This window comes from Saccharothrix sp. NBAS 001, from assembly GCF_056640475.1.
Genome location: NZ_CM153251.1, coordinates 10,189,508 through 10,201,986, shown reverse-complemented (window position 1 = coordinate 10,201,986; position 12,479 = coordinate 10,189,508). Strand labels below are relative to the sequence as shown.

Genomic DNA, 12,479 nt, shown 5'->3' with positions numbered 1-12,479 from the left:
TGCCGTTCGTGCCGGTTCGCTGTTCGCCATGCCTCCAGTCGAGGCGGCACGGCGTTGTCGGCCCGTATGTGGTTTTCGATATGCCGACGACATGCGGCAGGCCGTAACGTCGAGGGCATGCGTGTGTTGATCGTCGAGGACGAACCCTATCTGGCAGAAGCCATCCGGGACGGCCTACGTCTGGAAGCGATCGCGGCGGACATCGCGGGGGACGGTAACACCGCGCTGGAAATGTTGAGCGTCAACGCCTACGACATCGCCGTCCTCGACCGCGACGTCCCCGGCCCCACCGGGGACGAGATCGCCCAGCACATCGTCGCTTCCGGCAGCGGGATCCCGATCCTCATGCTCACCGCCGCCGACCGGCTCGACGACAAGGCTTCGGGGTTCGGGCTCGGTGCCGACGACTACCTCACGAAGCCGTTCGAACTGCTGGAACTCGTGCTCCGGCTCCGGGCGCTCGACCGCAGGCGCGCCCACAACAGGCCGCCGGTGCGGGAGATCGCGGGCCTGCGGCTGGACCCGTTCCGCCGCGAGGTCTACCGCGACGGCCGCTACGTCGCGCTGACCAGGAAGCAGTTCGCCGTGCTCGAAGTCCTCGTCGCCGCCGAGGGCGGTGTGGTCAGCGCCGAAGCGCTGCTGGAGCGGGCGTGGGACGAGAACGCCGACCCGTTCACCAACGCCGTGCGGATCACGGTCTCGGCCCTGCGCAAACGGCTGGGGGAACCGTGGATCATCGCCACGGTGCCCGGCGTCGGCTACCGCATCGACGCGGCACCGGATCCCGGGCGTGCGGGAGGCGGCCGTGGATAGGGTGCCCGGCTTGAGCGTCCGCCTCAAACTCACCCTCAGCTACGCGGCGTTCATCATGCTCGCCGGTGCCCTGCTGCTCGCGGTCGTGTGGGTCTTCCTGCTGCGCTACGTGCCCGAGGTGTTGCTGAACCCGACGATGCGCGCACCCGACCGCACGGAGCTGGTGCGGGCGTTCGCCCCGAAGGCGGTCGCGGCGCTGGCGTTCCTGCTGGTGTTCGGCCTCGTTGGCGGCTGGTTCCTGGCCGGCAACATGCTCGCGCCGCTGACCCGCATCACGCACGCCACGCGCTTGGCCGCGAACGGGTCGCTCTCGCACCGGATCCGGTTGGAGGGCCGCGAAGACGAGTTCCGCGAACTCGCCGACGCCTTCGACGCCATGCTGGCGCGGCTGGAAGCGCACAGCGCCGAACAGCGGCGGTTCGCGGCCAACGCGTCCCACGAACTGCGCACCCCGCTGGCGATCACGCAGACCCTCCTCGACGTGGCCCGCAACGACCTGAACCGCGACAACGACGAACTCGTCGAGCGCCTCCACTTCGTCAACACCCGGGCGATCGACCTCACCGAGGCGCTGCTCCTGCTCACCCGCGCCGACCAGCGTTCCTTCACCCCTGAACACGTGGACCTGTCGCTCGCGGCGGAGGAGGCCGCCGAGGCGCTGCTCCCCCTCGCCGAAGAACGCGGCATCACCATCGAGACCTCCGGCGACATCGCCCCCACAGTCGGCTCGTACACGCTCCTGCAACAGATGACGACGAACCTCATGCACAACGCGATCGTCCACAACCTGCCGGAGCAGGGCACGGTGTGGGTCACCACCAGCGTCGGCTCCGGGACGGTGCTGCTCACGGTCGAGAACACCGGCGAGAAGCTCACCCGGCAGTTGGTCGCCACGCTGGTCGAGCCGTTCCAACGCGGCACCCGGCGCGTGCGCACCGGCCACGCGGGGGTCGGCCTCGGCCTGGCGATCGTCAAGAGCATCACCCAGGCCCACGACGGAACGCTCACCCTCGACGCCCGGCCCGACGGAGGACTCCGCGTCGCCGTGCGACTTCCCGTCGCGCCACCCGATCCCGACTACGTGACGGGGAAGTCGAAGTAGCTGTCCGGATACGGTTCGTCTTCCAGCGTGTAGTGCCACCACTCGAACGCGTAGGAGCGAAACCCGCAGGTCTCCATGATCGAGCGGAGATGCTGCCGGTTCTCCCCTTCGAGTCGGGTGACCCCTTGCGCCCCGTGATGCGAGATCGGATCCATCAGGTCGTGGCCACCGCCCATCGGGACGAGTTCGCCGGTGGCCAGGTGGTAGAGCGTCAGGTCGACCGTGCTGCCCCGGCTGTGGCCGGACTTGGCCGCCACGTAGCCCTTCTCGACCATCTCGGCACGGTCGATGTTCGGGTAGAACCGCTGCTTCGTCCGGCCGTCCTCAGGCTGTGCCGACCAGCGCAGAAAGCACTCCACGGCGCGTTGCGGGCGATAGCCGTCCCAGAGCAGCAGGCCGAAGCCGAGGCACGCGGCCTTCTCCTGCGCCGCTTCCAAGGCCGCGCCCAGTTCCTTGGTGCCGACGATCCGGTTTGCCAGGTACCCCTCCACGGGTCGGCCGGTGAAGTTGTCCCCGGTGACGTACTTGGCGTCCCACCGCAATCCGGGCACGACCTCGTCGAGGTGGACGAAACCGTCCTTCATCGGACTCTTCCGGCCACGGCCAGCGCCACGACCCGGTCGATCACCCCGGCCAGCGGCAGCCCGGCGGCGGCCATCATCCTCGGGTAGCGGCTGTACGAGGTCAGGCCGGGCAGGGTGTTGACCTCGTTGAGGAGCACCGTTCCGTCCGCCTTGAGGAACAGGTCCACGCGCGCGAGGCCCGTGCACCCCAGCGCCCGGTACACGGCCTTCGCCGTCTCCTGGACGAGAGTGCGCTCCGCTGCCGAGATCTCCGCGGGCACGGTGATGGTGGAGTTCTCCGAACCGCTCTCCGGGTCGTCCTCCTGGTGGATCCGGAAGATGCCGTGGGACAACGTGATCTGGTCCGGCTCGCCGGCGATCAGCTCCGCGCCGGCCCCCAGGATCGCGCAGCCGACCTCACTGGCGACGACGCCCTCTTCGATCAGCACCTTCGAGTCGTACTGCCGCGCGATCTCCACCGCGCTGCGCAGTTCTTCCGGGCGGGACACCTTGGTGACGCCGAACGACGACCCCGAGCGCGCCGGCTTCACGTAGACCGGGTAGTCGAACCGGTCGGGGTCGACGTCCTCGCCCACCGGGACGACCCGGAAGCCGGGCGTGGCGATCCCGGCGTTCCGCACGACGGTGTAGGTGAGCGACTTGTCCATGCACAACGCCGAACTCTGCACGTCGCACCCGACGTAGGGGATGCCGGAGAACTCCAGCAGGCCCTGCACCGCGCCGTCCTCGCCGAGTTTGCCGTGCAGCACGGGCAGCACGACGTCCAGGCCGATCGTCTCGTACTTCCCCTCCTCCAGGACGAGCAGGCCGTGGACGTCGCGGTCCGGCGACAGCACGACCGGACGGCAATCGCCGTCCTCCCAGTCCGGGTCGGGGCCGGCGCAGAGCCGCCACGCACCGCCCTTCGTGATCCCGATCCAGAACGGCTCGTACTTCCCGGTGTCGAGGTGCCGGGCGACCTCCTGCGCCGACTTCACCGAAACCGGGTGCTCCTCGGAAGATCCGCCGAAGACAATGCCGATTCTCATATCCAGTGCCGCCTTTCGCTGGCGAAGTTCACGCAGTTGACGAGGGTGTTCTCCACGGTGTCGTGCAAGGCGTGGTCCGTGTAGTAGGCGGTGTGCGGACTGACCAGCACGTTCGGCAGGCTCTGGAGCCGCGGCAACGCCCCGCTCGCGATGGGCTTGTCCCGGCAGTCGGCGTAGAAGACGCCCTCCTCCCCTTCGAGGACGTCCAACGCCGCGCCACCCAACCGCCCGCTCTCCAACGCCTCGATGAGGGCCTCGGTGTCGACAAGTGCCCCGCGCCCGGTGTTGACGACGAACGCGCCGTCTTTCAGCAACGCGATACGTCGACCGTCGAGCAGGTGGTGCGTGTCCGCGTTCAACGGGGTGTGGAGCGTGACGATGTCACTGCGCCGCACCAAGTCGTCGAGCGGAACGAGGTCGGCGGCGGCGTCACGCCGGTTGTCGCAGGCCAGCACGCGGCAGCCGAACCCGCGCAGCCGGTCCAGGACCGCCGCGCCGATGCGCCCCACCCCGACCACCCCGACGGTCAGGTCGCGCAGTTCCTTCCCGCGCACGTCGCCCAGCCGGTAGTCGTGGGCATCGGCCCGGCGGATCACGGATTTCGCGCTGCGCACCGCCATCAGCATCAACATCAACGTGTAGTCGGCGACGCTGTCGGGCGAGTAGGCGACGTTCTCCACGGAGATGCCGACGCTCCGCGCGTACTCCACGTCGATGTGGTTGTACCCGACGCTCCTGGTGGAGACGTAGGTCACGCCGACCTGGCTGAGCGCGAGAAGGGCGGTGTTCGGGATCCGGCTCTTGTGACCGACGCTGATGCACCGGTTCCCGGACGCCAGGTCGGCATTGGCCGCGGATACCGCCGCCTCGGTGATGATCGGCGCCACCCCGAATCGCGGGGCCAGCTCCCGGAACAGGACAGCCTCGTCCTGTTCGCACCCGTAGACCGTGATGCCCATTCCCGGGACGGCCGGAGGCGACGAGGACGCCGGCAACCTGGTGCGGCGGGCCGCCTTTCGTGCTGGTTCGCCGTGAGTCACGCGCCCCAGTCAAGGCGAGGCGGTGTTGCCGGCGCGTATGCGGTTTTCGATACACCGACGATAAGCCGCCGTCCGACAACCCGAAGGGGCACGCCCCGATTGCGCACCAGCCGTCCCATCGGATCGCATCCCGACCCGAAGAGCCGTGGCAGGACACGGCCGTGGAGCCCGCGACCGCAAGGGCGGTCACGGGCTCCACGGGTCTACAGCGGGCTTCGGTCCGCGATCACGGACCCCGCCGGTCGGAGGATCACCGGACGGTGAGGGTGTACTCCGCGGTGCCGGTCTTGCCCGCGCTGTCCGTCGCGGTGATGGTCACCTTGTAGGTGCCGCGCTGGTACGGGCCCATGAGCGTCATCCGCGAAGTGCCACCGGGGTTGACGGTCTGCGGCGAGAACATCGGCGTTTGGGCGATGCCCGTGCCGCTGAGCCGGATCGGACCCGTGCCGCCGGTCACGGTGACCGTCGCGTTGGCGTAGCCGCCGGGCGGGACGCTGCCGGAACTCGGTGACACGGACGGCTTCGGGCCGTTGGTCGTGCCGCCGTCGCCGACCGTGAGCGTGAACTCGGCGGTCTTGGACGCGGAAGCGCCCTTGGCCGTGACGGTCACCTTGTAGGTGCCCGCCGGGGTGCTCGCCGAGGTTTGCAGGCTCAACTTGGCCACCTCGCCGGAGTTGACCGACGTGGGCTGGAAGGTGGCCGTGGTCCCGGCGGGCAGGGTGGACGCGCTCAGGTCGAGCTTCTCCGGGCCCTGGTCGCCCGCCGTGGTGGTGACGCTGGTGGAGACGTGCTTGCCGGGCGCGGCCTTGCCCGACGACGGCGACAACGCCACCCCGAACTTGCCGTCGCCGGGCTGGGTGCCGCCGATCTCGCCCTTGGCCCAGTCGCCCATCGAGTTGGTCAGCCGCGCCATGATGCTGTAGCGGTTGCAGGCGCTGGCACCCCACGACGAGACACCGACGATCACGCCGTCCACGATGAACGGACCACCGCTGTCGCCCGAGCAGTTGGCGGTGCGCCCGTCGTTGTAGCCGGTGCACACCATCAGGTCACCGTTGACCTTGATGTCGAAGACCTGGCAGCCGCCGGGGTCGTTGACCGGCAGGGTGGTCTTGCGGAGTTCGCCGGAACCGCCGCTCGACGACGTCTTGCCGTAGCCCAGGGAGGTGCCGGACTTGCCCGGCTGGGTGAGCGCGCTGTCCCCGGAGCCCGCCACCTTGGCCCACTGGCTCTCCGGCACCGGCAGGTCGTCGACGGTGGTGACCACCGCGACGTCGTTGCCGGTCTTCCAACCGCCGACACCGGTGTACCCGGGGTGGGTCTTGAACGACGCGACGGCCGTGCGGAACGTCTCGTCGCCCGGGGTGTTCAGGTCGTCGTCGCCGTAGATGTAGCTCTTGTCGCCGGTGGCGTCGATCATGCAGTGCGCGGCGGTGATGATCTTGCGCTTGGCGACCACGGAAGCGGTGCAGGACTGCCCCTGCGGGCCGCCGCCACCGACGCGCATGCCCGCGATGACGAACGGGTACTCCTTGACCGTGGTGCGCTCCCCGTTGATCATCTGGGTGCCCACGTCCGGCGGCCGGAGCTGGTCGGTCGGGGTCGCCGCGATGCTGATGTCGTCGGCCGGCGCGGCGTCGGCGGCGTTCACGACGGGCAGTGTGATCGCGGCCAGCGCCAGGGCCACCGCCGTGGCGAAGCGTGGGGTTTTCATCGTGCTCCTTCAATCGCAGGGTAAGAGAAAGAGGGACTGGGATGTCCGTCCACTGTGGTCAGAACGTGATCGACCAGCCGGTGAGCGTGCCGGCGTCGAACCGGTGGACGTCCCGCACCGAGAGCTGCCAGGTGCCGTTCGCGTCCTCGCGCGAGGCGTCGACGGTGAAGCTCTGGTGCACCCCGCCGGACTCGCCGACGCCGCCCGAGCGCTTGAGCGGGTAGGACGTCCCGCTCGGTCCGACCAGGTCGACGGCGAGGTCGGCGGTGTAGCCGTGGTCGATGTCGACCCGCACCGGCAGCGTCGCCGAAGCCTTGCCCTGGCAGGAGTCCTGGCTCACGGAGCTGCCCACCGCCGTGCCGTCGTCGGGGATGGCCACGTCCTGGTCGTTGGCCTTGGCCCCGCACTTGGGCGGGGTGCCGCCGCCGATGTCGCCGACGTAGAGCAGCTTGTTCGGCGAGTCCGTCCCGGGGTTGGTGAGCAGGTCCGGGCTCGCGCTGCGCACCAGCGCGTCACCGACCTGCTGCGGGGTCGCGGTGGGGTTCGCCGACAGGTACAGCGCCGCCGCGCCCGCGACGTGCGGTGAGGCCATGGACGTGCCGCTGCCGGTGCGGAACGCGCCGGTGTTGTCGCTGGAGTAGATGTTGCCGCCCGGCGCGAAGAGGTCGACGCAACGGCCGTAGTTCCCGCTGCGGGTGCGGTCCTTGTTGAAGTGGCCGACGGTGAGCGCCTCGGGGACGCGGGCCGGGCTGACCCCGCACGCGTCCTTGCCCTCGTTCCCGGCGGAGACCGCCACCACGATCCCCTTGGCCACCAGGGCCTTGACCTGCTCGTCGCCGACCCCGGCGGTGTCCATGCCCAGGCTCATGTTGACCACGGCGGGCTTCACGGCGTTCTTGGCCACCCACTCCATCGCGCTGACCGTGGCCGAGTCCGGGCCCGAGCCCTTGCAGTCCAGCGAGCGCACGGCCACGACCTTGGCCTTCTTGGCCACGCCGACGGTCTTGCCGGCGATCGTCCCCGCCACGTGCGAGCCGTGCCAGAAGCAGTCGCTCGCGTCGGTGTCGTTGTCGAGGAAGTCGTACCCGTAGCCCGCCCTGCCCTCGAACTCGGAGTGCTGGGCGTAGACACCGGAATCGATGACGTAGGCGGTCACCCCCTCACCCGAGTTCGGGTAGGTGTACTTCTTGTCCAGGGTGACGTTGCGCTGGTCGATCTGGTCCAGGCCCCACGACGGCGGGTTCGTCTGCTCGCCCGTCGCCCTGGTGGTGCCGTCCTGGTGCACCGATTTCACCGACGGGTCGGCGGCCAGCCGCCGCGCCTGCCGCTCGGAGAGACCCCGGACCGCGAACCCGTTCAAGGTGACCGAGTACGTGTCGGTCACCTCGCCGCCGTAGCGCTGGGTGAGCGTCGCGGCCTGCGCGTCGGACGTGGCGCGGGCACCGTCCCGGAACACCACGATGTACTGCCCGGGATAGGGCCGATCGGCTTGGGCGACGGCCGATTCCGCCTGCTGCGCCACGGCTTCGCCGCTCGCGGTCGCCACCGCGGCGGTGGCGACCGCGACGGAGAACAGGCTCGACATCCACCGCTTTCTGCGTTCTTGCATCGATTCCTCCATCGAGCGTTCGAGCGGCCGTTGCAGGGTTGTTCGGACATCGGGCCGCTCGGGCACCACCCTTCGGCTTGGCATAAACGGGAACAAGTGTGGTGATGACCCGTATTCGCCCCGGGTCGCGCGCGGGGCGGGTGCTCGTGCTCGCGGGGTTACGGTGCCCGGCCCGGCCGACCTATCCTGTCGGGCATTCCGCTGCGGGTGGACCACCGACAGGAGCGAGCATGGGTCATGATCGCGCGAACCCCCGTCCCGTCCGGTCCGGCTCGGCGCCGATGATCGGCCGGGACGCGGAACTGGCCGCCGTGCTCGACGCCGTGGGGCGCGCGCCGTCGGTCGTCTTCGTGGAGGGTCCGGCCGGGATGGGCAAGACCAGGCTCGTCGCGGAGTTCGCCGCCGCCCACGACGGGAACGCGCGGGTGGTCGTGGGCACCTGCCAGCCGCTGTCCGAGCCGTTCCCGTACGGGGTGCTCCTCGACTGCCTGAGCCAGTGCGGCGACCACCTGGACGATCCCGGTCCGGTGACCGGCGCGCTGCGGGCCCACCTGCCCGAACTCGCCGACCGGCTGCCGCCCGCGCCGCGTGCCCTGGGCGATCCCGACGCCGAGCGGCACCGGGTCTTCCGCGCCGTGCGCGACCTGCTCCGCGCCCTGGGGCCCACCGTGCTGGTGCTCGAAGACCTGCACTGGGCGGACGAGGAGACCCGCCGGGTGCTGCGGTTCGTGATGGGGAACCCGCCGCCGGGCCTGTCGGTCGTGGCGACCTACCGCCGGGAGGACCTGCCCACCGGTGCCCCGTTCGGCCACGCCTTCCACGTCCCGCACGGGGTGGCCGGGGTCGACCTGGTCCTGCGCCCCTTCGGCGCGGTGGAGGTGCGCGCCCTGGTCGACGCGCTCGTGGGGGCGTCGGTGACCTCGGAGCGGTTCGCCGAGGCCGTGCTGCACGAGACCGCCGGAATCCCCTTCGTGATCGAGGAAACGGTGCGTGCGCTGCGCGATCCGGTGCGTGATGTGCGCGCCGGGGACGACCTCGCCCGGCAGGTGCTGGACGGGATCGACGTGCCGGTCCGGGTCGCGGAGGCGATCGCGGAACGGATGGCGGCCCTGCCCGCCGCCGCGCGGCGCGTCGCCGAGGCCGCCGCGGTGCTGGGCGTGCCGGAGACGGCCGACGTCCTGGGCGCCGTGGCGGGGAAGCCGGCGGCCGAGCAGGTGGCCGTGCTGGTGGAGTCCGGCGTGCTCGTGGAGGAGGCGGCGAACAGGTTCGGCTTCCGGCACAACATCGCCAGGCGCGCGGTGTGCGCTTCGCTGCCCAACCGGCGACGGCGGGAACTGCACGAACGTGCCGTGGCGGTGCTGTCCGCACTCGACCACGCCCCCGCTGCCCGGCTGTCCGCGCACGCCAAGGCGGCGGGTCTGAAGGCCGAGTGGCTGCGCTACAGCGAACTCGCCGCCGAGGCCGCCGAAGAGGTCAAGGACGTGTTCACCGCGGTCGACCTGCTGTCCGAGGTGCTCGCCGATCCGGAGACCGGTCCCGAGGACGCGAACCGGCTGGCCACCAGGCTGTGCGCCTACGCCCTGACCGGACTGCCCGGCGGGGCGCTGACCGCGCGGGTGGAGGGCCTGCTGGCCGATCCCCGGCTGGCCCCGGACGTCCGGGGCGAGGTGCACCTGTGGTTCGGGCTGCTGCTGCAACGCGAGACCGGCGAGGTGGACCGCGGTGCCGAGGAGATCACCCGGGCCCTCGACCTGCTCGGCGACCAGCCCGAACGCACCGTGCGCGGCCTGGCGGCGATGGCCGGGCCGTACCTGGGCACCGGGTCCATCGCCGAGCACCGGGCCTCGCTCGGCCGGGTCGAGGGGATCGTCGACCACCTGCCCACCCAGGCGCTGCGCACCGCCCTGCTGGCCACGACGCTCGGCGGCCGGCTCGTCGTCGGCGACCCGAGCACGTGGGACCGCATCGCCCAGCTCCCGTCCGCTTCGGACGTGCACGACCCGGACGAGATCCACCACCTGGCGCGGGCGCACTGCAACCTGGCGGACGCGTGCTCGTGGATCGGGCACTACTCCCGCGCGCGGGAGTTCCTGCGCACCGGGATCACCCTGGCCGAACGGGTCGCCGCCTCCTACGTCGTCGGCACCGCCGAGGCCACGGCGGTGCGGCTCGACTGGCTCGACGGCCAGTGGTCCGGGCTGGAGCAGCGGATCGACCGGCTGGTCGGCACCTACGCGAACCTGCTGCTGACCACCGACCTGAACCTCACGCGAGGCTGGCTGGCGGCGGCCCGGGGCGAGTGGGTGCAGGCCGAGGAGGCGTTCCGGGCGGCGGGTTCCTACCCGCTCGCCCAGGTCTTCCCGGTGGGCGTCTCGGCCGCCGGGGGCATGGCGGGCATGCTGCTCAGCCGCGGCGAGACCGCGTCGGCGGAGGAACACGTGGAACGCGGCGTGGCGATGTTGCGGAGCAAGGGCGCGTGGGTGTGGTCGGGCGACATCCTGCCCCAGGCCGTCGACTGCTACCTGGCGGTCGGCCGCGTCGACGCCGCGCGACTGCTCGTCGAGGAGACGACCGCCGGTCTGACCGGTGTCGACGCGCCGCTGGCCCACGCGGCGCTGACCGCGTGCCGGGCACGGCTGGCCGCAGCGGACGGTCGCGAGGAAGCGGGCGTGCTCTACCGGGAGGCGATCGACCAGCACCGGGACCTGGGCTTGACCTACCGGGCCACCCAGCTCGCCGAGCAGGCCGAGGACGCGGCCCTCGCCGACGCCACGGCGCTCGACGTGCTCGCCCGGTCGTACGAGTCGCTCGGCGCGACCGTCGACGCCGCCCGCTGCCGGCACCGCATCCGCAGCACCGGCGCGGCCACGCCGTCGCGTCGTGGCAGGCGTGGCTACGGCAGCGAACTGTCCCCGCGTGAACAGGACGTCGCCCGTCTCCTGGCAGGCGGCCACACCAACCGCGAGATCGCCCAGGCCCTGTTCCTGTCCCGCCGCACGGTGGAGGAGTACGTCGTCAAGGTCCGCCGGAAGCTCAACGCCACCTCACGCCACGACGTCCACCTCTGATGAGCCGCGGGGCGCGGCAACTCCGCTGAGGCAGGCCGGCGGCCCGGTCGATCACCGGGCCGCCGGTCGTCACGCGCCGGGAGGCAGGTTCACGCTCGGCAGTGAGTGCTCGGTCGCGGTGTCGTGCCGTCCACGACGTAGGCGGTGAACACGGCCCGCGTGCAGTCCGTGCGGTCCAGCACGCCGTGACCCCAGCCGTCGTAGGTCAGCAGCACGCTGCCGCGCAGCTGCCGGTTGACGCTGCGCGCCCATTCAAGACCGGTCGCGGGGTCGTGCTGCGCGTTCATGATCAGCACCGGCGGCACTCGGTCGACGGTCGTCCGGTGTTGCGGGTTGGGGGTCGCGGCGGGCCACGCCGAGCACAGCGAGACCAAGGCGAACGCGAAGTGCGTGCGGACGGTCGGTGCCGCCGCGTTCTGCGCGCGCCACCACCCCTCCCACTCCTGCCGGCCCGAGATCCGGACCCGGTGGTCGGCGCAGAACGCCGCCTGCGGGAACGGCACGGTCTCGGCCGCCTTCGCCGTGGCCGGCCCGTCGGCGAGCGCCTTGAGCCGAGCGGCGGCACCCGCCCAGTTCGGCCGGTAGAAGAAGTCGACCACGTTGCGCGCCAAGGTCATGGGCGTGAGCGGCAGTTCCCCGCGCACCGCCTTGTCCCACAGCTCCCCGTACACCCGGCCCGGGTCCTGGCCGTGCAACGCGCACGTCGTGTCGGCGGCGCACCACTTCTCGAACTCGTTGAACGAGTCCTCGCCGAAACGGGCCGCGGCACCGACGAACCGCGCCGGCGTCAGGCTGTGGTCGAACACGCTGTCCAGGACCAACCCGCGAACGCGGTGCGGGAAGGTCTCCGCGTACATCTGGCCGGTGAGCGTGCCGTAGGACCGGCCGTACAGCGTGATCTTCCGCTCCCCCAGCGCGGCCCGGATCGCGTCGATGTCACGTGCGACGCTGACGCTGTCGATGTGGTCGATCAGAGGGCCGGTGTTGCGTCGGCAACTGTCGCCGAGGTCGCGCGCGTAGTCCCGGACGACCGCGAGCCGGGCGCCCGCGTCCAGGACGAACTCGGGCAGGTTCGCCAGCAACCCCAGGTCGCACACGACCGGATGGCTGCGGTTGGTGCCGCGCGCGTCGTAGCTGACCACGTCGAAGCGCTCGGCCACCGCCGGCGGCACGACGCTGCGGTCCAGCAGGGAATCGACGCCCGAGTCCCCCGGCCCGCCCGGCATGTACACCAGGGTGCCCTGCTTGCTGCCGGTCGCCTTGACGCGGGCGACCGCGACGTCGATGGTGCCGCTCGCCGGTCGTGCGTGGTCTATCGGCACGGCGATCGTGCCGCACTCGACCGCCGTGTTCTCCGCACACGGCCGCCAGGCGATGCCGGGTGCCGCTTGCGCGGTGGCTGTCGCGGTGGTGGAACTCGCCAGCAGCAGTGCGGCGAGCAGGACAGGGGCACGTCTCACAGGTCCTCCTGGTGACTGCGGATCTCTCCAAGAGCGAGTATGTGGGCGCAAAATCCTTGCG

At 71.1% G+C, this 12,479-nt stretch carries 9 protein-coding genes; 3 read left to right on the top strand and 6 right to left on the bottom strand.

Annotation, left to right across the window (positions count from 1 at the left end; genetic code table 11):
* Window positions 1–117: 117 nt before the first annotated feature.
* Both AC0HI0_RS46295 and AC0HI0_RS46290 read left to right on the top strand, forming a co-directional pair.
* Window positions 118–813, top strand: a complete 696-nt coding sequence (locus AC0HI0_RS46295) for a response regulator transcription factor (RefSeq protein ID WP_480929798.1) — start codon at window positions 118–120, stop codon at window positions 811–813.
* Window positions 806–1,915 (top strand): sensor histidine kinase, encoded by a 1,110-nt coding sequence (locus AC0HI0_RS46290; protein ID WP_480929797.1) that lies wholly within the window; start codon window positions 806–808, stop codon window positions 1,913–1,915. The genes AC0HI0_RS46295 and AC0HI0_RS46290 overlap by 8 nt, the downstream gene beginning before the upstream one ends.
* On the opposite strand, the gene vanX is transcribed toward AC0HI0_RS46290, so the two are convergent.
* The 5 genes from vanX to AC0HI0_RS46265 form a co-directional block, all read right to left on the bottom strand.
* Complete coding sequence (vanX, locus tag AC0HI0_RS46285; protein ID WP_480929796.1) at window positions 1,891–2,499, bottom strand: D-Ala-D-Ala dipeptidase VanX; 609 nt, start codon at window positions 2,497–2,499, stop codon at window positions 1,891–1,893. The genes AC0HI0_RS46290 and vanX overlap by 25 nt on opposite strands.
* Window positions 2,496–3,527 carry a D-alanine--(R)-lactate ligase gene (vanA, locus tag AC0HI0_RS46280; protein WP_480929795.1) on the bottom strand — a complete coding sequence of 344 codons (1,032 nt, stop codon included), beginning with the start codon at window positions 3,525–3,527 and terminating at the stop codon, window positions 2,496–2,498. The genes vanX and vanA overlap by 4 nt, the downstream gene beginning before the upstream one ends.
* The gene (locus AC0HI0_RS46275; protein ID WP_480929794.1) at window positions 3,524–4,486 is read right to left on the bottom strand and encodes an NAD(P)-dependent oxidoreductase; all 963 of its coding nucleotides are present in this window, start codon (window positions 4,484–4,486) and stop codon (window positions 3,524–3,526) included. Before AC0HI0_RS46275 ends, vanA begins: the two co-directional genes overlap by 4 nt.
* Window positions 4,487–4,817: 331 nt before the next feature.
* Window positions 4,818–6,281, bottom strand: coding sequence for a trypsin-like serine protease (locus AC0HI0_RS46270; protein WP_480929793.1), 1,464 nt, complete (start codon window positions 6,279–6,281; stop codon window positions 4,818–4,820).
* A gap of 58 nt (window positions 6,282–6,339) precedes the next feature.
* On the bottom strand, window positions 6,340–7,890 hold the full coding sequence (locus AC0HI0_RS46265; RefSeq protein WP_480929792.1) for a S8 family peptidase: 1,551 nt from the start codon (window positions 7,888–7,890) through the stop codon (window positions 6,340–6,342).
* A gap of 230 nt (window positions 7,891–8,120) precedes the next feature.
* Here AC0HI0_RS46265 and AC0HI0_RS46260 point away from each other — a divergent pair, with 230 nt between their 5' ends.
* Window positions 8,121–10,958, top strand: coding sequence for an ATP-binding protein (locus tag AC0HI0_RS46260; RefSeq protein WP_480929791.1), 2,838 nt, complete (start codon window positions 8,121–8,123; stop codon window positions 10,956–10,958).
* A gap of 89 nt (window positions 10,959–11,047) precedes the next feature.
* On the opposite strand, the gene AC0HI0_RS46255 is transcribed toward AC0HI0_RS46260, so the two are convergent.
* Window positions 11,048–12,418: an alpha/beta hydrolase gene (locus AC0HI0_RS46255; RefSeq protein WP_480929790.1), complete on the bottom strand. Its 1,371-nt coding sequence runs from the start codon at window positions 12,416–12,418 to the stop codon at window positions 11,048–11,050.
* Between the last annotated feature and the right edge of the window lie 61 nt (window positions 12,419–12,479).